Source organism: Amycolatopsis coloradensis (genome assembly GCF_037997115.1).
Taxonomy (GTDB): Bacteria; Actinomycetota; Actinomycetes; order Mycobacteriales; family Pseudonocardiaceae; genus Amycolatopsis; species Amycolatopsis coloradensis_A.
In genome coordinates this window covers 7,094,713-7,114,719 of the sequence record NZ_CP150484.1, presented here as the reverse complement: position 1 = coordinate 7,114,719, position 20,007 = coordinate 7,094,713, and the positions used below count along the sequence as shown (strand labels likewise).

Genomic DNA, 20,007 nt, shown 5'->3' with positions numbered 1-20,007 from the left:
ACACCGGAACACGGACGAGGAGGCACGATGCGGTCTGGGGATGACGCGAGCTTCAGGGAATTCGCCAGGGACAAGGCGCTACCGCTCAGGCGGACGGCGTATCTGCTCTGCGGCGACTGGCATCTCGCGGAGGATCTGGTCCAAACCGCGCTCATCCGCCTTTACCGGGTCTGGCCGAAGGTTCGCCGGAAAGGGCCTGTCGACAACTACACGAGGCAGATTCTGATGCGCTGCTGGCTCGACGAGCGGCGACGACCATGGCGGAGCAGAGAGAACCGCGACGGCGTCGTCCCCGAAGAGCCCGCCGTCCCGGCTGATACCGGGATCTCGGATTCGCTGCTTCGCGCCCTCGCCGAAGTTCCCCCGAAACAGCGCGTCGCCGTCGTGCTGCGCTATTGCGCCGATCTCCCGGTCGCGGAGGTCGCCGTCGCGCTGCGCTGTTCGGAAGGAACGGTCAGGAGCCAGGCCGCGCGAGGACTTGACGTCCTCCGCGCGGCCCTGCAGAGACAGCACGACGAGGCTGTCTCCGGGAGGAGCGCGTGATGGACGAACTCGAAAACAGGCTGCGCGGGATCACCTTGGCCGAGCCCCCGCTCGGTTTCGACCCGGACGAGGTCGCCGGGACGGCGGCGAAGAAGGCGCGGAATCGGCGAGGGATCCTCGCCACCGGGGCCGCGACGCTGGCGGTGATCGCGGCGGCGGTGGTGTTCGTGGCGCCGGCGAACGAGCCGGTGGAAGTGGCACCGGCCGCCGCGCCGCTCAGCCGGGCGGAGCAGAAGGCGCGTGATCTCCGGCATCTGAAGGAAGTGCTGCCGGGCATCCTGGTCGACGCCAAGGACATCGACGTCCGTGACTTCGTGCAGGTGAACGACTGGGACCTGATGACATCGGAGGTCAGGTACACCGACGCCGCCGGGGTGAAACGGCAGCTCAACCTGACCATCAGCGGTCCGGTGACCACAAAGGAGGGCTATCCCCGCGAAGGCCGCTGCGATCTGGGGAAGAGGGCCGATGCCGTCGGGCCCGACCGGAAGCCGACGCGGTGCGAAGAGCTCGTGACCCCGGCCGGGATACCGGTGGTCATCTCCGAGACCACGCGCAAGAACCCGGATCAGGTGGGGGAGCCGACCGTGGTCGGCCAAGGCTTTTCCACCGGGAAGGTGGTCGGCCGCAGCGCGATCGCCTGGCCGTCGGGGGGAGGTTCGGTCAACGTGATCGACCTCGGTTCGTGGGATTCGCCGGACGCCGGACCGGCGCTCACCGACGAGCAATTGATCAAGCTCGTCACCGACCCGGCCTTCACCTTCCGGTGATCATGGCGCGCGGTACCGGCGGGGACACGCCCGGTACCGCGCGCTTTCACCCCTTACGGCGGTGATGAGGGCAAACTGATCTCAGGGAATGTGGGGATCGCTGTAGCAGTAGGTAGGGAGTGGGCCGTGTACCGGGTTTTCGAGGCGCTCGACGAGCTCGTCACCATCGTGGAGGAAGCCCGCGGCGTGCCGATGACCTCCAGTTGTGTCGTCCCGCGTGGGGACACCCTGGAACTGCTCGACGACATCCGCGACGCGCTGCCGGGCGAGGTGGACGACGCCCAGGACGTCCTGGACAAGCGTGACCAGCTGATCCAGACCGCCCGCACCGAAGCGGCGGAGACGATCACCACGGCGAACACCGAGGCCGACCGCACGGTCGCCGACGCGCAGGCCGAGGCCGAGCGCATTCTCGCCGACGCCCGCGCCCGCGCCGAGCAGATGATGAGCGACGCGCACGCCGAGGCCGAGCGCATGGTCGCCGCCGGGCAGGCCGAGTTCCAGAACCTCACCGACCGCTCCCGCGCCGAGTCGGAGCGGATGATCCAGGCGGGCCGCGACGCCTACGAGCGCGCCATCGAGGACGGCCGCGCCGAACAGGCCCGGCTCGTCGCCCAGACCGAGGTCGTCCAGGCCGCGCACGGCGAAGCGGCCCGCATCGTCGACGAGGCGCACGTCGAGGCCGACAAGCAGCGCGGCGACTGCGACGCCTACGTCGACGGGAAGCTTGCCGAGTTCTCCGAACTGCTGGCGACCACGCTGCGGACGGTCGACTCCGGGCGCAACCACCTGCGGTCCCCGGTCAACCTGCCGGGCAACAGCCGGACCTCGCTGTACGACTACCAGTCCTGATCGCCTGGGCGCCTTCACGTACGTGAAGGCCCCCTTCGCCGCGCTAGACGCCAGGGTCCCGGCAAAGTCGTGTTCACGCTGCCCAAGTGGGTGGTGAAGGGCTCATCACAGTGGCCTGACACTTCTCGACTGTCCGCAGGGGATGCTTTCGGGGTGACCGTGCCCGATTCGGGCGTTTTGCGAAAGGGTCGTGAGCGATAAGGAGGGTTAGAGCCGTCCTTATCGCTCACGACCCCGGTCAGAACCGTACAGATAGATATCAAACGGACATTCATCTGTCCTCTGGCGTCTTTTGTGGACATCGTCCGTTCAGGGCCTCTGTCATCGGCCCCGTTCGGGAGGTCCACCTCGAATCACCAAGAACGGCACCGGCCAGCGTTTAGGCGACTTCGCCGGGCCCCTGACCCTGAAGGTAGTGAAGGAGGCCTTCACGGACCGGGTCTGAAGCCAACCGCAGCCGGAATCCACGTCGGCACCTGAGACACCTTTGGTCAGAACCCGAATCGCCACTCACGCCCCCCCCGCAGCGATCAGACTTTGCCGGGCCCCTGGCGCTAGACGCAGTGAAGGGTGCCTTCACGGACTTACCTGCTACCAGCGTTCCCAGAGTCGCGGCTCCATCCGGCGCCGAGACAACGCAGGCCTCAGCCGGTGCGCCCAATGTGGCATCGGAGACGCTCAGTGTCCCCAATGCCACATTGGGCGCACTCGTCCGATCCCAAAGGAGGCCTCACGGACCTCACGGGTCCCGGCCACCCGAAAGTGAGTGGCGGTACCTGCGTACCCTGGTGACCGATGTCTGAGAACAAGTCTCCGCAGGCCAGGCCTGCGCAACTGGACGACCGGAACCCGTGGGTGCTCGACACCCGCGAACTCGGCCGTCACGCCGGCCTGAGCAAGGCCGTCCAACGCTCGATCCCCATCGAGACCGCGCTCGGTGTGCCCGACGTCATCACCATCGACGCCGGTTCCACCCTCGGACTCGACCTGATGCTCGAGTCCGTCGTCGAGGGTGTGCTCGTCAGCGGCACGGCGTCCGCCGTCGCGACGGGGCACTGCTCGCGATGCCTCGACCCGATCACCGAGGATGTCGAGGTCGACCTGACCGAGCTCTTCGCCTACCCCGGCTCCGCGACCGAGGAGACCACCGACGAGGACGAGATCCCTCGCCTGGTGGACGACCGGATCGACCTCGAGCCGACGGTCCGCGACGCGGTGGTGCTGGCGCTGCCGCTGGCCCCTCTGTGCGCCGAGGACTGCCGGGGACTGTGCACCGAATGCGGTGTCAAGTGGGCCGATCTCGAGCCCGGGCACGGGCATGAGAAGATAGACCCTCGGTGGGCCGCGCTGGTCGATCGTTTCGATGACGAAACGGGCGATGACCAGGCCGATGGCCCCGGAAAGCAAGCCTGACGAGCACCAGCTCGTTCCGGAGAAGCAAGTTCGCTCGCGACCGCGGGCAGACCGTCTGAAGGAGATCTACTCGTGGCCGTCCCGAAGCGGAAGATGTCGCGATCCAACACCCGCGCGCGCCGCAGCCAGTGGAAGGCGGCTCCGGTTCAGCTGGTGCCCTGCTCCAACCGCGCCTGCAAGCAGCCGAAGCTCCAGCACATCGCGTGCCCGGCCTGCGGCCAGCACAACGGTCGCCAGGTCGTCGAGCCCGCCTGATCGGCAGCCGACGACATGGGGGGCAAATCTGCCGGTGGACCACCCGCGGACCCCGCGCCACTGCTCGAAGCTCTCGGGATCACGATCGAACCCGAGCTGCTGACGCTGTCGCTGACCCACCGTTCTTATGCCTATGAGAACGGTGGGTTGCCGCCGAACGAGCGTTTGGAGTTCCTCGGCGACGCGGTGCTGGGCCTGGTCGTCACCGACCACCTCTACAACACCCATCCCGAACTGGCCGAGGGACAGCTCGCGAAGCTCCGGGCCAGCGTGGTCAACATGCACGCGCTGGCCAGGGTCGCGCGCGGCCTCGGTGAGGGCGGGCTGGGCAAGCACCTGTTGCTGGGCAAGGGCGAAGAGCTCACCGGCGGCCGGGACAAGGCGAGCATCCTCGCCGACGGGCTCGAAGCCGTCATCGGCGCCGCGTACCAGCAGCACGGGATCGACATCGCGCGCAAGCTCGTGCACCACCTGTTCGACGACCTGCTTGCCGAGGCGCCGCTGCGTGGCGCCGGCCTGGATTGGAAGACCAGCCTCCAGGAGCTGACGGCGTCGGCCGGGCTCGGCGTGCCCGAGTACAAGGTCGAGGACACCGGGCCCGATCACCGCAAGGAGTTCAGCGCCACCGTCCTCGTCGGCGGGCGTGAACTCGGCTACGGCTCGGGAACGACCAAGAAGGAAGCCGAGCAGAAGGCCGCCGAGACGGCCTGGCGACAGCTTTCGGCCGAGCTCGACGTCGACCAGCCGCCGAAGACGACCTGAGTCCTCCTCAGCGGGACGGTTCGTTGACGCACGAGCCGGTGAATCAGTAACGTCATAGCAGTCCGCCGCCACTGACGCGATCGTTCAGGTCGCCTGTCGAGAGGTCGGCGGATGCGTGTTCTCTGCCTTGTCACAGCCTGCCTTGTCACAGCGACGGCTTTGGCGCTGGTGACAGGTCCTGCCACTGCTTCGGGTGCTCAGGTCGTCCGGGTGACGTCGCTGAGCGCGTTGCAGTCCGCGATCGACAAGGCCGCTCCCGGCGACGAGATCCGGCTGGCCGACGGCAGCTATTCGGCGGGTTCGGCCATCGCGATCAAACGGTCGGGGACGGCGAACGCGCCGATCACGATCACCGCGGAACACGTCGGCAAGGCCGAGATCAACGGATCGACGGGGTTCTCGTTCTCCTCCGGGGCCTCGCATGTCGTGCTGCGCGGGTTCAAGCTCCGGCACGGTGGATCGCTGAGCGTGCCGGTGGGCAGCACGCACAACCGGCTGACCAGGCTCGACGTCCAGCTCACCGGCGGCGGCAACTGGGTCACCCTCAACGGCGACGACACCGAGTTCGACCGCAACGTGCTGCAGAACCGCACCACCCAAGGTGTCTTCCTCCAGGTGCTCGGTCCGGCGAAGGACATGGCGAAGCGGGTGCATGTGCACCACAACCACTTCTCCAACCACGGGTTCACCGGTGCGAACGGTGGCGAGTCGATCCGGTTCGGGCTGAGCCACCACCAGAAGTACAAGGCGGGCGGGATCGTCGAGTACAACCTGTTCGAGAAGGCCGACGGGGATTCCGAGGCGATCTCCGTGAAGTCGTCGGACAACGTCATCCGGTACAACACGATCCGCGACAGCCGCGGTTTCCTCGTGCTGCGCCACGGCGATCGCAGCGTGGTGGAGGGGAACATCCTGCTGGGCCGGTCCGGGATCCGCTTCCACGGCAACGACCACAAGATCGTCAACAACTACGTGCACACCACGGCGAACCGCGGGATCGTCTTCGGCTCGGGCAACGAGGCGGACAGCGGACCGGACAGCAAACTCCACGACCGGCCCGACCGGGTCGTGGTCGCGTACAACACCGTCGTCGGGACCACGGACGTCGTCCACGGCGACGGCGGTGACTTCAAACCCAAGGACTGCGTGCTCGCGAACAACGTCCTGCAGGGGACGGGAAAGCTCGTGAGCATGCCGGGCGGTTCGGTCGTGAAGTACGAGGGGAACATCGCCTGGGGCGGCCCGGCGGGAATGCCGTCCGGGTACCGGTCGGTCGACCCGAAGCTGGTGCGGGACGGGTTGTACCGCCTGTCGTCCGGGAGCCCCGCGGTCGACGCCGGTGTCGGTTCCTACCCGCACGCGGGCACGGATTTCGATCTGCAGAAGCGATCCGGAAAGTACGACGTCGGAGCCGACGAGCTGCTGCCGGGCGGGGCGCGGAATGCGCTGACGAAGGCGGATGTCGGGCCACTCACGACCACGGTGAGGTGACACGAGGGCCGGTGGGAGAATCGAGGACATGCCCGAACTCCCCGAGGTCGAGGTGGTCCGTGCCGGGCTCGAGGCGCATGTCTCCGGCCGGACGATCTCCGAGGTCGAAGTTCTCCACGCCCGCGCGATCCGCCGCCACGAACTCGGCGCCGAGGACTTCAGCGGACGGCTTTCCGGTGTGAAGATCACCGCCGCCCGCCGCCGCGGCAAGTATCTGTGGCTGGAGCTCTCCGACGGCCAGGCCATGCTCGCGCATCTCGGCATGAGCGGCCAGATGCTCGTCCAGTCCGATGACGCACCCGACGAGAAGCACCTTCGCGTGCGGTTCCGCTTCGCCGACAACGGCCCGGAGTTGCGCTTCGTCGACCAGCGGACCTTCGGAGGGCTCGCGCTCGCGGAACTCACCGAGGTCGACGGGACGGCCTTGCCGGGCACGATCGCGCATATCGCCCGCGATCCGATGGATCCGCGGTTCGATCTCGATCAGGCCGTCCGCGCGCTGCGGTCGAGGCGGACCGAGCTCAAACGCGCCCTGCTCGACCAGACACTCGTCTCCGGGATCGGCAACATCTACGCCGACGAAGCGCTCTGGCGGTCCAAGCTCCACTGGGCCCGCCCGACCGACAGGCTCACCACCGCCCACGGCCGCGCCGTGCTCACCGCCGCCAGTGACGTGATGGCCCAGGCGCTGGTCGCCGGCGGGACGTCGTTCGACGCGCTTTACGTCAACATCAACGGCGAATCCGGCTACTTCGACCGGTCGCTCGACGCCTACGGCCAGGAAGGACTGCCCTGTGGCCGATGCGGGACGGCCATCCGGCGCGACCCCTTCATGAACCGTTCGTCGTTCTCCTGCCCGCGGTGCCAGCCGAAGCCGCGCGCGAGGTGAAAACTGTCGTGTACGCCGTGGGCGTCGCGTCAACTAGCATGAACGGGCACGACATGTAGGGAGTGGGATGGTGGCCGCGACCGAGCCCGGTAAGACGACGCTCGCCGAGAAGATCGACAAGCTGTTCCAGATCGTGCTGAGACCCGATCGCGAGCCGTACAGCCACGAGGAGGTCGCCAAGGCCTGCCGCGAGGCGACCGGCGAGAGCTTCTCGACGACGTACCTGTGGCAGTTGCGCACGGGGCGTCGCGACAATCCGACGAAACGCCATCTCGAGGCGCTCGCGCAGTTCTTCGGCGTCTCGCCGGCGTACTTCTTCGACGACGAGCAGAGCGCCAAGATCGCCGAGGAACTCGCGCTCCTCGGCGCCCTTCGCGACGCCGGTGTGCGCGACGTCGCGCTGCGGGCCGTAACGCTTTCCCCCGACGGACTCGACACCATCAGCGACATGATCGACGCGATCGCCCGCAGGGAATCCGGACGGGGCGGCCCGAAGAAGGAGTCGTGAGTGGACCGCCGTCGTAAGGAGTTGTGGCGCCGCTGCCGGAGTCTCGCCGACGGCGTCACCCTTCCCGAACCCTTCGACGCCGAGTCCTTCGTCGCGGACCTGGCGGCCGAACGCGGCCGCCCCATCGAATTGATGCAGGTCAGCGTTCCTTCCAGCGGCCCGTGCGGGCTGCTGATGAGCACGGAACGCGCGGACTACATCCTGTATCCGACCAACACCACCGCGCTGCACCGGCGGCACATCCTGCTGCACGAGGTCGGCCACCTCTTGTGCGGCCACGTCGGCTCGGACGCCGGGGCCGACGGGATCGTGCTCGACGCCGCCGCGGGAAAGACCCTCATGCCGAACCTGTCACCCGAACTCGTCCGCCGTGTCCTCGGCCGCACGAGCTACAGCGCCGTCGAGGAGCAGGAGGCCGAACTGCTCGCCAGCCTCCTCGCGCACCGTGTCGCGCGGACCGTGATGCGCGGCGCCGCGCGTCCCGACGAGAGCGGGAGCGATCTCGCCGGCGGGATGGCGAGGGTCGACGACCTCTTCGGCAGCCGGAAACGGCGCCTGCCGTGACCGAAACCATCGCGTACTTCTGCTGCGTAGTGGCTTTCGCGGGCTTCGGCTACAAGCTGATCCAGGCCCGCCACACCCAGCCGGCGCGGCGGATGTGGTTCCTCTCCGCCTTCGGGATGTGCATCGCGGGCGGCATCATGCTGCTCACCCCGGCCATGGAGAACGCCGTCGGCGTGGAAGAACCCATGGGCAGCCTCCTGAACCTCGGGGCGGACCTGCTCAAGATCGGCGCGATGGCCTTCGCGGTCGCGTTCGCGCGCTCGCTGAAACTGGGGGAGGGCAAGCGGATCGGGTGGCACGCGGTGCTTTCCTGGGCCGTGGTGGTCGCCGAAACCGCGCTCTTCTTCCTGTCCGACAGCTACCGGGTAGGCGACCACACCGCAGCCGGTCCGGGCAGGCTCGGCTGGTTCGTCGCGTACAACGCCCTTTTCCTCGTCTACGGCCTGATCAGCCTGCTGACCTTCTCCATCGTCTTCGCCCGTTTCGCGCGTCATGCCGATCCCGGTCCGCTTCGCATCGGGCTGTGGCTGCTCGTCGGTGGCGGGGTTTCCGCGCTGGGCTGGACATTCTGGGACGTCGACGACATCTACATCCTCGCCACCACCGGTGCGGTCGACGCCGGTGAGGACACGTTCTCGGCGATCCTGGCGGCGCTGAGCGTCGGGCTCGCCGGGGCGGGCGCGACGCTCAGCGTGTGGGGCCCCGCGCTGGCCACGCCGTTCCGGCTGATCGGCGCGTACCGGACGTATCGCCGGATCGAACCGCTGTGGGCCGCGCTGCGCGAAGCCGTCCCGGGAATCGCGCTGGATCCGGGCCCCGGTATGCCGGGTGGCGTCGAATTCGCCTTGTACCGCAGGGTCATCGAGATCCGGGACGGCCATCTCGCGCTGCGGCCCTACTTCGATCCGGACGTCCCGCCGGTCGCGGAAGCCGAAGCACGCGAGGCGAAGATCCCCGAAGCCCGGATCGCCGCGACGATCGAGGCCGCGGCCTTGGCCGCCGCGCTCGTCGCCGCCGAGGCGGGCCGCCGGTACGCCCCCGACGACGTTCCGGCGACCTACCTCGACGAGCCGGACATCGCCACCGAAGCGGCGTGGCTGGTGGAGGTCACGCGAGCCTGGCGGCGGTCCATTGTGGTCGGACGCATCCGCGAGCAGGCGCGGGAAACGCTCGCGGCCTAGGACGTGTTTCCCAACGCGGCGTGCTGGAGTTGGCGACCGGGCCGGGACTGGCCGAAGAGAAGCCTTCCTGACTGTCCATAAGGGACATTTTCCCAGGTGTCAGTGTCCGAGTTGAGCGATTTCGCGCGGTTTGCCGAAGGGGCCGTGAGTGGCAAAGAGGGTTAGAACGCTACTTGCCACTCACGACCCCCTTTGCCAAACGGGCACCTGCCTTGAAGCCGACTTTCGTTGCCGGAAAGCGTTCCTTGTGGACACTCAGAGCGCGAGCTGACTCCTGTCGGCAGTCCAGAACCACTCCTGGGCGCGACGACCGCGAACTCGGCTCAGGAAACGCGCGCTAAGCGGCAATGATCGCGGTGACGGCGGCCGCCGCCGAGACCAGCGCGAGCCAGACCGGCGGGGCGACGTCCTTGATCCCGTCGCCCGCCCGCACGTGGGAGACCGCCGCCCCGATCAGCAACGCCACCAGGCCGATCGCCGCCGCGACCCCGAGCGGCCGCCAGAAGAACCCGGCCACCAGACCCGCCGCCGCCGCGAGTTCGAGCGCGCCGATCCCCTGGATCGCCCGGACCGAGAAGCCGAGCCTCTCGGTCCGGGAGACCAACGCCGGCTGACGCAGGACCTTCGCCACCCCCAGTACGGCGAAGATCGCGGCCAGCAGCACCGACAGCACCACATGAGTCACGGCCATTACGGAACTCCTCGGTGTTGAAGGACTTCAGACGGTGACGCGGCGCATCGTCGCGAACCCGCCCGCCCCGGCGAGGCAGACCAGCAGCGCGATCACCCCGGTCACGCCGCCGACGGTCAGCGTGCTGAAGAACGTGCCGAGTTTCGGCCAGGAATCGGTCCAGCTGAGCAGCAGCACCCCGCCCACCAGTATCAGGACCTGCGCGGCGGTGAACAGGGTCACGCCCAGGACCGCGGCGCGCCGATAGATCAGGCCGTACCACATGCCGTAGACGAACATCAGCGTCAGCAGCACGAACGACGTGAGCAGGGTCAGGTACCAGGAACCGTCGAGCAGCCAGGGCACCCGGAAGTAGTTGAGGCCGAGTCCCCAGCCGCCGGTCGCGTTCTCGATCGCCTGGAACACGACGATCCCCACCGCGTACAGCGCGGACAACCCGGCGACCAGGAGGATCGTGCCCAGATAGTACGACCGCCTCGACACGCCCAGCGCGAGCCCGAACGGCAGCGACTTCGTCATGCTCAAGGCACCGCAGACGAACATGAACACGTACAGCGTGAACAGGCCGCCGGAGTAGTTCTCCTCGGGTGTCTCGGGGATCACCGCGAAGATGGTGAGATTCACCAGGAACGCGAAGAACGTGACGCCGACCGGGAGGACCAGGAACTGGAGCCGGTCCACCAGGTGGTAGCGCGCGACGTTGACCAGGGTGTTCATGCGGACGCCTCCTCTGCGGTCTGTCCGTTGGAGGTGTGCACCATCAGTTGCTGCAAGGAAAGCGGCTCGAGTTTCAGGTGCAGGGCCGTCGCCTTCGCCTTCGAAGCGGCGTCGAGCGCGTCGGCGACGGTGACCGAAGCCCGCGAACCGATCTTGCGGCGGTGCAACACCCGGCGCCCGGTGACGAAGTCGTCCACCGCGAGGGCGGGACCCGAGACCGTGACGGCCGAGCCGCGCAGTTCGTCGGCCGCCGCGTCGAGGACGACGCGGCCCTTGTCGATCATCACCACGTGCTCCAGCAGATCGGCCACTTCGTCGATCAGGTGCGTGGAGAGCAGGATCGTGCGCGGGTGGGTCGAGTAGTCGTCGAGCAACCGGTCGTAGAACAGTTGGCGCGCGACGGCGTCGAGGCCCGCGTACGGCTCGTCGAGCAACGTGAGTTCCGCACGCGCCGCGAGTCCGATCGTGATGGACAGCGCCGAGCGCATCCCTCGCGAGAGCTTCTTGATCGGGCGCTTCGTCGGCAGGTCGAAATCGCGGAGCAGCGTGTCGGCGAGTTCCGCGTCCCAGTTCGGATAGAACCACGACGCGGTCGAAAGCGCGTGCCGCACCTTGAAATCCGGGAACTGCTGGTCTTCGCGGACGAGTACCAGGCGCTTCAGCACCCGCTCGTTTTCCACCGGGCTCTCGCCGAACACGCGGACCGAGCCCGCGCTGGCGAACTCCTGCGCGGTGACGATGCGCAGAAAGGTGCTCTTGCCCGCGCCGTTGCGGCCCAGCAGGCCGGTGATCTTGCCTTCTTCGATGTCGACCGAGACATCGCCGAGCGCGAGATGGTCGCCGTAGCGCCGGGTCAGGCCGGTGGTCGAAATGGTCGGCGTCATGCGGCGGGTCCTCCGTTCCGGTGTCCGTTCCCGCGGATGAGCGAGATCAGGGTTTCGTCGTCGATGCCGAGGCGTCGCGCTTCGATGAGCATCGGGTCGAGGTACTGCTCGGCGAACCGTTGCCGCCGGTCGGTGAGCAGCTTCTGCCGCGCGCCGCCGGCGACGAACATGCCGATACCGCGCCGCTTCTCGAGCAGGCCTTCATCGGCGAGCACGTTGATCCCCTTGGCCGCCGTCGCCGGATTGATCCGGTAGAAGGCGGCGAGTTCGTTGGTTGACGGCACGCGTTCCCCCTCGGCCAGGCTTCCCTCGGCGATGTCGTCGGCGATCTGTTCGGCGATCTGCACGAACAGGGGTGTTCCTTCGTCGAGCACGACACCTCCGTCCCAGTCTTCGAGCACCCTCACGGGTGCGGTGGTTCATTACTGGACTAAGTAACCCATGAACCACCCGATCGACGCAAGTCGCCTCCGCCGTGCGCACTACTGTGCAATGCGTGGTACCTTCTGTTGCGTAAGACTGGGAGGGACGCGACTGTGGAGATCAGTCAGCTACTTAAAGGCGTGCTGGACCTCGCCGTTCTCGCGGTACTTCGCGGAGAGGACGGCTACGGCTACGACGTGCTCCGAAGACTTCGCATCGCGGGGTTGCAGGAAGTGGGCGACGCTTCGGTGTACGGGACGCTTCGGCGCCTGTACAAGGCAGGCCTGCTGACGTCCTATGTGGTGCCGAGCGAGGAAGGCCCGCACCGCAAGTACTACAGCCTCAACGAGCCGGGTCGCCAGCGGCTCGAAGAGTCGGGGCAGACCTGGCGGACTTTCGCCACGACGATGAACAGCCTGTTGGGAGAGGCAGCATGAGCACGCAGAATCCGACCGCCGTGCGGGTGTATCTGGCGAGGGTCAGGAGCGCGCTCGCCGACCTGCCCGAGAGCGAAGTCGAGGAAATCCTCGAAGACGTCCGGCCGCATCTCGCCGAGATGGAGGCGGAACTGGGGGACAATCCCAAGGTCGAAGCCTTGATCGAGCGTCTTGGCAGCCCGGAGAGCTACGCCGCCGAGCTGCGGGCGTCCGGTGGCTACCCGCCGCGTCCGCCCGACGCGGGCGACAAAACCACCGTGCTGAAGGCGAAGACCGGGATCGGCGGAGCGCGGTTCGCGTTCTGGGGCCTGCTGTTCTCGGTCTGCGGCTTCGCGTTGTTCGGCTTCGCGGCCGCGGTGTGGGTCCGGGTGGATCCGTTGCTGGGCCTGCTTTTCGTCGCGCCCGTGCTCGCGATCAGCGTCGCCTACGTGGTCCGCAACGGCGTCGCCCCCATCGCGGAACTGCCTGAAGTGGCCAAGCTCCGCGAGATCGCGAACTCGTTCCAGAACGACCGGAACAGCAAGGGGCTCACCTACTTCCGCACGCTCAAGCCGGCGTGGTGGGTGCTGTGCGCGGCGGTACTGGTCATCTTCGGCTTGTTGCTCGTGCTCCGCGACACCGAAGCCGTGCTGCTCATGCCGCTGATGCTGTTGGCGGCCGTGGCGGTGGTCTGGGCAGGCTCGAAGCTGAAGACCGACCGGCGGCTGCTGTGGCTGGCCGTGCCGATTTCGGCGTTCGTCGTCGGCAGCATGCTCGGCGGTGCGGGCGCGGTGGTCGACCTGATCGCGAAGCGGTCCTACAGCGGCGGCTCCTACAACAGCGGTTACACGCCGAACTACAACGACAACTACGGCAATCCGCAGTTGATGTACGGCAGCCAGGACGTGGAGAACATCTACGCGTTCGACGCCGAGGGCAAACCGCTGACCGAGATCTACCTCTACGACGAGGACGGTCGTCCGCTCAGCACGACCAGGTACGCCTGTGAGCGCAGCACGGGCGAGAAGCGGAAGGCCGGCGACGACAACCGCTACCCGCGTCCGCGGGTCGAGCGAGGAGTCCGGGACAACGAAGGAAACCTCGACGGCTACAACGGTTCGCACGGTTACTGTCTGGAAAGGACGGACGTGCCCTTCAGCGCGGCGATCCCGAGGGGCGCTCCGGTGCCGCCTTCCACGACCGCTCAGGCGCCGCCTTCTTCCGCGACGCCGCCGTCGAGCTCCACCCAGCCGACGCGCTAGGTGGTCCGGGTGGAGGCGGACGCCGGGGGCCGCCTCCACCCGATTTCTCCCGCGTTTCGTCCTCTGAATGCGGTAGTTCGCGTTGCCAGCCACCGCATTCAGAGGACGAAACGCGGATGCGAGACGCGCTGGGTCTCGAACGCTGGACGGCCCGGTCGCTCGGGTTGCCCAACGTCCGCCAGGCGACGCTCTTCCCGCGGGACCCGCATCGCCTGACCCCGTAGCGGATGACAGGAAAGGGTCGTTCAGGACGAAAAACGTCCTGAACGACCCTTTNCGTAGCGGATGACAGGAAAGGGTCGTTCAGGACGAAAAACGTCCTGAACGACCCTTTCATGACACGTCAGGCGGAGGGGTTCAGTGGTTGAACGCGCTCCTGGCGGCCAGGTCGGCCAGCAGGGCGCGGCCCTTCTCGGCGTTGCGCGGCTGGGCCAGGACGTCGTAACGCCGGGCGACCAGCTGGCTCTGCGAGATGAACCCGCGCTTGTTCTTCGAAGCCGCGTACCCCAGCGCGCCGAACAGCAGGTTGAATCCGATACCGCCGACGAGGCCGACGAGGATCGGCACCAGCCCGGCGCCCGGGTTCAGCAGGCTCAGCACGAGGCCGAGGAACATACCGAACATCGCGCCCGACAGCGCCGAGCTGGTCAGCACCTTGCTCCAGCCCATCCGTCCGGCGATCCGCTCGACCAGGACCGGCTCGACACCGACGATCGTGACGTCCGTGATCGGGAAGTCCGTTCCCGCGAGGTGGTCGACGGCACGCTGCGCTTCGGAGTACGACTCGTACGAGCCGATCGGCCACCCACTGGGCATCGTCGGGAGCTGAGCCCGCCCCTGGGGCTCGGTGAACGTGGTCTGCTGCGTGAATGCCTGTGTCATTCCTTCTCACCTCTCTTGATCCGTACAACGTCCCGGATGCGCGGATCTCCTCCCGGTGCGGCGGGATTCACAGCATCTTCTCAGCCGGGCATCGCAGACAATCCGCCCAGGGATCAACTACGGTGAGCAATGGGTAACGAGTTAGACCATTGATCTAGTTGACCGTGTCGGGCCGACCCGGTAGGAAGAAGCCGCAAAGGTACCGCTTCGAACCTTTAGGTGAGGCTGATGGCGAACAGGCGCGGCATGCTCACGCTGGATCGGCTCCGGGAACTGGTCGAGGACGGCACCGTCGACACGGTGCTGGTGGCGATCACCGACATGCAGGGCAGGCTGCAGGGCAAACGCTGCGCCGCCGAGTACTTCCTCAACGAGGTCGTCGAGCACGCCACCGAAGCGTGCAACTACCTGCTCGCGGTCGACGTGGACATGAACACCGTCGACGGCTACGCGATGTCGTCCTGGGAGACCGGCTACGGCGACTTCGTCATGCGCCCGGACTTCGGCACGCTGCGCCTGCTTCCGTGGCAGGAGGGCACCGCGCTCGTCATCGCCGACCTCGAACGCGTGGAAGGGGGCGCCGTGGCCCCTTCGCCGCGCCAGATCCTGCGCGGTCAGCTCGACCGGCTCGCCGCACGAGGTCTCGCCGCGTACGCCGGGACCGAACTGGAGTTCATCGTCTTCGACGACACCTACGAATCGGCCTGGGACAAGCGGTACCAGGACCTGCGGCCGGCCAATCAGTACAACGTCGACTATTCGATGCTCGGCACCGCGCGGATCGAGCCGCTGCTGCGTCGTATCCGCAACGACATGGGCGGAGCGGGCCTGTACGTCGAGTCCGCCAAGGGCGAGTGCAACCCCGGCCAGCACGAGATCGCGTTCCGTTACGCCGACGCGCTGACCACCTGCGACAACCACAGCGTCTACAAGACCGGCGCCAAGGAGATCGCCGCGCAGGAGGGGAAGAGTCTCACGTTCATGGCGAAGTACAACGAACGCGAGGGCAACTCGTGCCACATCCACATCAGCCTGCGCTCCGCCGAGGGCGAGCCCGTCCTGGCGGGTGACGGTCCCGGCGGGTTCTCGCCGCTGATGGAGCACTTCCTCGCCGGCCAGCTCGCCGGGCTGCGTGAGCTGACCTGCTTCTTCGCCCCGAACATCAACTCCTACAAGCGGTTCGTCCCCGGCAGTTTCGCGCCGACGGCCGTCGCGTGGGGCACCGACAACCGCACGTGCGCGCTCCGCGTCGTCGGGCACGGCGACTCGCTGCGCACCGAGAACCGGGTCCCCGGCGGCGACGTGAACCCGTACCTCGCGGTGGCCGCGCTGATCGCGGCAGGTTTGCACGGCATCGAGAACGGACTGGAGCTGGAGCCGGAGTTTCACGGCAACGCCTACGGTTCCGGCAAGCCGACCGTGCCGACGACCCTGCGGGAATCCGCGGCGCTGCTGGACAAGAGCGAGCTTGCCAGGACCGCGTTCGGGGACGAGGTCGTCGACCACTACCTGAACGCGGCGAAGGTCGAACTGACCGCGTATGACGCCGCCGTCACCGACTGGGAGAGGATCCGTGGCTTCGAACGCCTCTGAGCCCCTGATCGGGCTCACTTCCTATCTGGAGCCCGCGAAGTTCCTCGTCTGGGAGACCGAAGCCGCCCTGCTGCACCGGGTCTACATCGACGGGATCGCCGCGGCGGGCGGCGTCCCGGTCCTGCTGCCGCCGGTGAGCGGGGCACACGATCGGCTGATCTCCGCCGTGGACGGACTCGTGCTGGCCGGCGGCGCCGACGTCGACCCGGCGCGCTACGGCCAGGAGCAGCACGCGACGACGTACACGAGGCCGAACCGGGACACCTTCGAGTTCGGCCTGCTGCGGTCCGCTTTGGACGCGGGAAAACCGGTGCTGGGTGTGTGCCGCGGGCTGCAGGTGCTCAGCGTCGCGCTGGGCGGCACGCTCGCGCAGCATCTACCGGACACTTTGGACAGTGCGGATCACCAGCCCGCGCCGGGGACCTTCGGCACCACTACGGTGAGCCTCGCCGAGGGCAGCCGCGTCGCCTCGATCCTCGGCGCCGAGACCAAGGTGCCGTGTTACCACCATCAGGCGATCGACAAGCTCGGCGACGGGCTGGTCCCGGTCGGCTGGGCCGCCGACGGGACCATCGAGGCGGCCGAGCTGCCCGGCGGCGAGTTCGTCCTCGGCGTCCAATGGCATCCCGAACAGAACCCCGACGACATCAGGCTTTTCGAGGCGCTGGTGAAAGCTGCGAAGGAGCACGCATGACCACGTTCGAGGTGATCAACCCAGCCACCGAAGAGGTGGTGAGCTCGGTCGAGCCGACCTCGGCGGAGGAGACCGACGCGGCGATCGCCCGCGCGCACGCGGCGTTCCCCGCCTGGCGCGCCGTGGACCCCGGCGACCGGGCGCGGCTGCTGCGCCGGTTCGCCGACGCCGTCGACGCCGACATCGAGAACCTCGCCGCGCTGGAGGTCGCCAACGCGGGCCACACGATCGGCAACGCGCGCTGGGAAGCGGGCAACGTCCGCGATGTGCTGACGTACTACTCGGCTTCGCCCGAACGGTTGAGCGGCAAGCAGATCCCGGTACCCGGCGGGGTGAACATGACGTTCCACGAGCCGCTCGGCGTCGTCGGGGTCATCGTGCCGTGGAACTTCCCGATGCCCATCGCGGGCTGGGGGTTCGCACCCGCGCTCGCCGCCGGGAACACCGTCGTGCTGAAGCCCGCCGAGCTCACCCCGCTGACCGCGATCCGCCTCGGCGAACTCGCCCGTGAGTCGGGGATCCCCGAAGACGTCTTCCAGGTGCTTCCCGGCAAGGGATCGGTGGTGGGGCAGCGGTTCGTGGACCACCCGGCGGTGCGGAAGGTGGTGTTCACCGGCTCGACCGAGGTCGGCAAGCAGATCATGGCGGGCTGTGCCGCGCGGGTGAAGCGGGTGACGCTGGAACTGGGCGGCAAGAACGCGAACATCGTCTTCGCCGACGCCGACCTGGAGAAGGCCGCGGCCACCGCGCCGTACGGCGTCTTCGACAACGCCGGGCAGGACTGCTGCGCGCGGTCGCTGATCCTGGTGCAGTCGAGCGTGTACGAGAAGTTCATGGAGCTGCTGGAACCCGCGGTGAACGGCGTCGTCGTGGGGGATCCGCGGCTGGAAGTGACCGAGATGGGCCCGCTGATCTCGGCGGGGCACCACGCGAAGGTGTCGTCCTATGTGGACGACGCGGCGCCGGTCGCCTTCCGGGGCAACGCGCCCGTCGGACCCGGATACTGGTTCGCGCCGACCGTCGTCACCCCGCCGGACCTGCGGCATCCGCTGGCGTCGGACGAGATCTTCGGCCCGGTCGTCGCCGTGGTCCCGTTCGCCGACGAGACGGACGCGGTGACCATGGCCAACCACACCGAATACGGGCTGTCCGGCTCGATCTGGACCCGCGACGTCGGCCGGGCCTTCCGCGTCGCGCGCGGCGTCGAGGCCGGGAACCTGTCGGTCAACTCGCATTCGTCCGTCCGGTACTGGACGCCGTTCGGCGGGTTCAAGCAGTCCGGGCTGGGCCGCGAACTGGGCCCCGACGCCGTCGACGCCTTCACCGAGACCAAGAACCTTTTCATCAACACAGAGTGAGCCGGTCCCTTTTCGTATCAAGACCATCAGCACGGAGGAATAAATGGTTCAGCGTTTCGAGGGCCGTGTCGCGGTCATCACCGGCGGCAGCAGCGGCATCGGTCTCGCCACCGCGCGGCGGTTGGCGAGCGAGGGCGCGAAGGTCGTCATCGGCGACATCTCCGCCGAGGCGGGCAAAGCCGCGGCCGACGAGGTCGGCGGTCTGTTCGTGCAGGCCGACGTCACCGACGCCGAGCAGGTCGAGGCCCTGTTCCAGACCACTGTGGACACTTTCGGCTCGGTCGACGTCGCGTTCAACAACGCGGGCATCTCCCCGCCCGAGGACGACTCGATCCTCACCACGGGCATCGACGCGTGGGAGAAGGTGCAGAAGGTCAACCTGACCTCGGTCTACCTGTGCTGCAAAGCCGTGCTGCCGCATATGCGGCGGCAGGGCAAGGGCTCGATCGTCAACACGGCGTCGTTCGTCGCGGTGATGGGCGCGGCGACGTCGCAGATCTCCTACACCGCGTCCAAGGGCGGGGTACTGGCGATGAGCCGGGAGCTGGGCGTGCAGTTCGCCCGGGAGAACATCCGGGTCAACGCGCTGTGCCCGGGTCCGGTGAACACGCCGCTGCTGAAGGAACTGTTCGCGAAGGACCCCGAGCGGGCCGCGCGGCGGCTGGTGCACGTGCCGGTCGGGCGGTTCGCCGAGCCGGAGGAGATCGCGGCCGCGGTCGCGTTCCTGGCGAGCGACGACGCCTCGTTCATCACGGCTTCGCAGTTCCTGGTGGACGGCGGCATCTCGGGCGCCTACGTCACCCCGCTCTGACGCCCTGCATTTAGTCCTCTGAATGCGGTGAAATACATGATGGCTTCCTTCCTTGCGCCTGGGTACAGGAAGGGGGTCTTCAGGTACTCGGGTCGGCCGTCGCGCTCTGTCCGGGAGCTGAAGGACGCTTTCCCTGCGTCTCGTGCGGTGAAGGGCCCTTTCCTCACGTGCCACGCGGTGAAGGGCCCTTTCGCCCCGCACCCCCGTCACTCGTCCCGGTGGCTGGGATGGCGGGTCGCTGACCTGCGCTGTAGTCCTGAGAGCGCGAGTCAGCATCCAGGACCACCCAGGAGGCCCCGAGTATGACCCGGCAGATGAGCACCGCCATGCGTGACTGCATCGACCTGTGCAACGAGTGTCACGTCAGGTGCGAGGAGATGATGACGCGCTGCATGGAGATGGGCGGCGCGAAGCTCGGCATGATGATGGTGACCTGCGCGGACATGTCCCGCATGTGCGCCGACATGATGATGCGCTGCTCCGCCATGGTCGCCGACCTCGAGATGATGCGCATGTGCGCGAAGATGTGCGGCCTCGCCTCCCAGATGATGCGCATGTGCGCCCAGGAGTGCGCCAAGACCGGTGACGCCGAGCTCGCCGACGCGGCCGACATGATGACGCGGTGCGCCGAGCTCTGCGGCACGATCACCGCCGAAATGATGATGGAGAACGCGTAACTCCCGTGCTTGGAGCCGTCACTCGCGTGCTTGGAGGCGTAACTCACGAGTTCCGTCTCCAAGCACGCAAGTGACGTGCTCGGCTGGAAGTAGACGCGCGCTGAACACGCCAGGTACGGTGTGCGCACAACTTCAGACAGGGCCGTCGAGCTGGAGCGGGAGAGCCCCCACGAACGTGGTGGGGCACCGAAGGAGCAAACTCCCCGGAATCTCTCAGGTACTCACTACCGCTTCACGCGAGGCCACTCTGGAAAGCAGGCGCGCAAGTGCGTCTCACCCAAGGTGAAAGCCACCGTCAACGGTGGTGAAACTCTCAGGTGCCATGACAGAGGGGGAGTTCCCAGCGCACCGGTCTATCCGGCGCCTGACCC

23 protein-coding genes and 1 riboswitch are annotated in these 20,007 nt (G+C 67.6%); of the genes, 18 read left to right on the top strand and 5 right to left on the bottom strand.

Going from position 1 to position 20,007, the window contains the following annotated elements:
* Positions 1 to 27: 27 nt before the first annotated feature.
* The 11 genes from LCL61_RS33045 to LCL61_RS32995 all read left to right on the top strand — a co-directional run bounded on the left by LCL61_RS33045 (position 28) and on the right by LCL61_RS32995 (position 9,228).
* Entirely contained in the window at positions 28 to 543 is a 516-nt protein-coding gene (locus LCL61_RS33045) for a SigE family RNA polymerase sigma factor (protein ID WP_340683372.1), read from the top strand.
* Positions 543 to 1,313 carry a hypothetical protein gene (locus LCL61_RS33040; RefSeq protein ID WP_340683371.1) on the top strand — a complete coding sequence of 257 codons (771 nt, stop codon included), beginning with the start codon at positions 543 to 545 and terminating at the stop codon, positions 1,311 to 1,313. The genes LCL61_RS33045 and LCL61_RS33040 overlap by 1 nt, the downstream gene beginning before the upstream one ends.
* Before the next feature lie 126 nt (positions 1,314 to 1,439).
* Complete coding sequence (locus tag LCL61_RS33035; RefSeq protein ID WP_034323487.1) at positions 1,440 to 2,165, top strand: DivIVA domain-containing protein; 726 nt, start codon at positions 1,440 to 1,442, stop codon at positions 2,163 to 2,165.
* Between the two features lie 795 nt (positions 2,166 to 2,960).
* Positions 2,961 to 3,578 (top strand): YceD family protein, encoded by a 618-nt coding sequence (locus tag LCL61_RS33030; RefSeq protein WP_340683370.1) that lies wholly within the window; start codon positions 2,961 to 2,963, stop codon positions 3,576 to 3,578.
* 72 nt (positions 3,579 to 3,650) lie between these two features.
* A complete protein-coding gene (rpmF, locus tag LCL61_RS33025; protein ID WP_005160412.1) occupies positions 3,651 to 3,833 on the top strand; it encodes a 50S ribosomal protein L32 in 183 nt (60 codons plus the stop codon).
* Between the two features lie 15 nt (positions 3,834 to 3,848).
* Positions 3,849 to 4,595: a ribonuclease III gene (gene rnc / locus LCL61_RS33020; protein ID WP_340683369.1), complete on the top strand. Its 747-nt coding sequence runs from the start codon at positions 3,849 to 3,851 to the stop codon at positions 4,593 to 4,595.
* Positions 4,596 to 4,805: 210 nt separating this feature from the next.
* A complete protein-coding gene (locus tag LCL61_RS33015; RefSeq protein ID WP_340683368.1) occupies positions 4,806 to 6,086 on the top strand; it encodes a polysaccharide lyase 6 family protein in 1,281 nt (426 codons plus the stop codon).
* A 28-nt stretch (positions 6,087 to 6,114) separates the two neighbouring features.
* Positions 6,115 to 6,975 (top strand): bifunctional DNA-formamidopyrimidine glycosylase/DNA-(apurinic or apyrimidinic site) lyase, encoded by an 861-nt coding sequence (mutM, locus tag LCL61_RS33010; RefSeq protein ID WP_340683367.1) that lies wholly within the window; start codon positions 6,115 to 6,117, stop codon positions 6,973 to 6,975.
* Positions 6,976 to 7,042: 67 nt separating this feature from the next.
* A complete protein-coding gene (locus LCL61_RS33005) occupies positions 7,043 to 7,483 on the top strand; it encodes a helix-turn-helix domain-containing protein (protein WP_034323476.1) in 441 nt (146 codons plus the stop codon).
* The gene (locus LCL61_RS33000) at positions 7,484 to 8,047 is read left to right on the top strand and encodes a hypothetical protein (RefSeq protein ID WP_340683366.1); all 564 of its coding nucleotides are present in this window, start codon (positions 7,484 to 7,486) and stop codon (positions 8,045 to 8,047) included.
* Entirely contained in the window at positions 8,044 to 9,228 is a 1,185-nt protein-coding gene (locus tag LCL61_RS32995) for an MAB_1171c family putative transporter (protein ID WP_340683365.1), read from the top strand. The genes LCL61_RS33000 and LCL61_RS32995 overlap by 4 nt, the downstream gene beginning before the upstream one ends.
* 337 nt (positions 9,229 to 9,565) lie before the next feature.
* On the opposite strand, the gene LCL61_RS32990 is transcribed toward LCL61_RS32995, so the two are convergent.
* Genes LCL61_RS32990 through LCL61_RS32975 form a run of 4 tightly spaced genes read right to left on the bottom strand, consistent with a single transcriptional unit; the run spans position 9,566 to position 11,894 of the window.
* Positions 9,566 to 9,919, bottom strand: a complete 354-nt coding sequence (locus LCL61_RS32990) for a DoxX family protein (protein ID WP_340683364.1) — start codon at positions 9,917 to 9,919, stop codon at positions 9,566 to 9,568.
* A gap of 27 nt (positions 9,920 to 9,946) precedes the next feature.
* Positions 9,947 to 10,636, bottom strand: a complete 690-nt coding sequence (locus tag LCL61_RS32985) for an ABC transporter permease (RefSeq protein WP_340683363.1) — start codon at positions 10,634 to 10,636, stop codon at positions 9,947 to 9,949.
* On the bottom strand, positions 10,633 to 11,520 hold the full coding sequence (locus LCL61_RS32980) for an ABC transporter ATP-binding protein (RefSeq protein WP_340683362.1): 888 nt from the start codon (positions 11,518 to 11,520) through the stop codon (positions 10,633 to 10,635). The genes LCL61_RS32985 and LCL61_RS32980 overlap by 4 nt, the downstream gene beginning before the upstream one ends.
* Positions 11,517 to 11,894, bottom strand: coding sequence for a GntR family transcriptional regulator (locus LCL61_RS32975; protein WP_340688736.1), 378 nt, complete (start codon positions 11,892 to 11,894; stop codon positions 11,517 to 11,519). The genes LCL61_RS32980 and LCL61_RS32975 overlap by 4 nt, the downstream gene beginning before the upstream one ends.
* A gap of 162 nt (positions 11,895 to 12,056) precedes the next feature.
* On the opposite strand from LCL61_RS32975, the gene LCL61_RS32970 reads away from it, so the two are divergent.
* Both LCL61_RS32970 and LCL61_RS32965 read left to right on the top strand, forming a co-directional pair.
* On the top strand, positions 12,057 to 12,380 hold the full coding sequence (locus tag LCL61_RS32970) for a PadR family transcriptional regulator (RefSeq protein ID WP_034323457.1): 324 nt from the start codon (positions 12,057 to 12,059) through the stop codon (positions 12,378 to 12,380).
* On the top strand, positions 12,377 to 13,621 hold the full coding sequence (locus LCL61_RS32965; RefSeq protein WP_340683361.1) for a DUF1700 domain-containing protein: 1,245 nt from the start codon (positions 12,377 to 12,379) through the stop codon (positions 13,619 to 13,621). The genes LCL61_RS32970 and LCL61_RS32965 overlap by 4 nt, the downstream gene beginning before the upstream one ends.
* A 357-nt stretch (positions 13,622 to 13,978) precedes the next feature.
* Here the strand turns inward: LCL61_RS32965 and LCL61_RS32960 are convergent, their stop codons facing one another.
* On the bottom strand, positions 13,979 to 14,503 hold the full coding sequence (locus LCL61_RS32960; protein WP_034323444.1) for a general stress protein: 525 nt from the start codon (positions 14,501 to 14,503) through the stop codon (positions 13,979 to 13,981).
* 228 nt (positions 14,504 to 14,731) lie between these two features.
* Between LCL61_RS32960 and LCL61_RS32955 the strand changes: the two genes are divergently transcribed.
* From LCL61_RS32955 to LCL61_RS32935, 5 genes are all read left to right on the top strand, one after another.
* Positions 14,732 to 16,096: a glutamine synthetase family protein gene (locus LCL61_RS32955; protein WP_340683360.1), complete on the top strand. Its 1,365-nt coding sequence runs from the start codon at positions 14,732 to 14,734 to the stop codon at positions 16,094 to 16,096.
* Positions 16,077 to 16,790, top strand: coding sequence for a gamma-glutamyl-gamma-aminobutyrate hydrolase family protein (locus LCL61_RS32950; protein WP_340683359.1), 714 nt, complete (start codon positions 16,077 to 16,079; stop codon positions 16,788 to 16,790). Before LCL61_RS32955 ends, LCL61_RS32950 begins: the two co-directional genes overlap by 20 nt.
* A complete protein-coding gene (locus LCL61_RS32945) occupies positions 16,787 to 18,148 on the top strand; it encodes an aldehyde dehydrogenase family protein (RefSeq protein WP_340683358.1) in 1,362 nt (453 codons plus the stop codon). The genes LCL61_RS32950 and LCL61_RS32945 overlap by 4 nt, the downstream gene beginning before the upstream one ends.
* 43 nt (positions 18,149 to 18,191) lie before the next feature.
* Positions 18,192 to 18,959, top strand: coding sequence for a 3-oxoacyl-ACP reductase (locus LCL61_RS32940; protein WP_340683357.1), 768 nt, complete (start codon positions 18,192 to 18,194; stop codon positions 18,957 to 18,959).
* A gap of 302 nt (positions 18,960 to 19,261) precedes the next feature.
* Positions 19,262 to 19,636, top strand: a complete 375-nt coding sequence (locus tag LCL61_RS32935) for a hypothetical protein (RefSeq protein ID WP_340683356.1) — start codon at positions 19,262 to 19,264, stop codon at positions 19,634 to 19,636.
* A gap of 146 nt (positions 19,637 to 19,782) precedes the next feature.
* A riboswitch (glycine riboswitch) is annotated at positions 19,783 to 19,876 on the top strand.
* Positions 19,877 to 20,007 lie beyond the last annotated feature (131 nt).

Excerpts from the sequence above, each read along its gene's own strand:
- LCL61_RS33045 (WP_340683372.1), top strand. The coding sequence starts at position 28 with ATGCGGTCTGGGGATGACGCGAGCTTCAGGGAATTCGCCAGGGACAAG.
- LCL61_RS33040 (WP_340683371.1), top strand. The coding sequence starts at position 543 with ATGGACGAACTCGAAAACAGGCTGCGCGGGATCACCTTGGCCGAGCCC.
- LCL61_RS33030 (WP_340683370.1), top strand. The coding sequence starts at position 2,961 with ATGTCTGAGAACAAGTCTCCGCAGGCCAGGCCTGCGCAACTGGACGAC.
- rnc (WP_340683369.1), top strand. The coding sequence starts at position 3,849 with ATGGGGGGCAAATCTGCCGGTGGACCACCCGCGGACCCCGCGCCACTG.
- mutM (WP_340683367.1), top strand. The coding sequence starts at position 6,115 with ATGCCCGAACTCCCCGAGGTCGAGGTGGTCCGTGCCGGGCTCGAGGCG.
- LCL61_RS33005 (WP_034323476.1), top strand. The coding sequence starts at position 7,043 with ATGGTGGCCGCGACCGAGCCCGGTAAGACGACGCTCGCCGAGAAGATC.
- LCL61_RS32990 (WP_340683364.1), bottom strand. The coding sequence starts at position 9,919 with ATGGCCGTGACTCATGTGGTGCTGTCGGTGCTGCTGGCCGCGATCTTC.
- LCL61_RS32985 (WP_340683363.1), bottom strand. The coding sequence starts at position 10,636 with ATGAACACCCTGGTCAACGTCGCGCGCTACCACCTGGTGGACCGGCTC.
- LCL61_RS32980 (WP_340683362.1), bottom strand. The coding sequence starts at position 11,520 with ATGACGCCGACCATTTCGACCACCGGCCTGACCCGGCGCTACGGCGAC.
- LCL61_RS32965 (WP_340683361.1), top strand. The coding sequence starts at position 12,377 with ATGAGCACGCAGAATCCGACCGCCGTGCGGGTGTATCTGGCGAGGGTC.
- LCL61_RS32960 (WP_034323444.1), bottom strand. The coding sequence starts at position 14,503 with ATGACACAGGCATTCACGCAGCAGACCACGTTCACCGAGCCCCAGGGG.
- LCL61_RS32955 (WP_340683360.1), top strand. The coding sequence starts at position 14,732 with ATGGCGAACAGGCGCGGCATGCTCACGCTGGATCGGCTCCGGGAACTG.
- LCL61_RS32945 (WP_340683358.1), top strand. The coding sequence starts at position 16,787 with ATGACCACGTTCGAGGTGATCAACCCAGCCACCGAAGAGGTGGTGAGC.
- LCL61_RS32940 (WP_340683357.1), top strand. The coding sequence starts at position 18,192 with ATGGTTCAGCGTTTCGAGGGCCGTGTCGCGGTCATCACCGGCGGCAGC.
- LCL61_RS32935 (WP_340683356.1), top strand. The coding sequence starts at position 19,262 with ATGACCCGGCAGATGAGCACCGCCATGCGTGACTGCATCGACCTGTGC.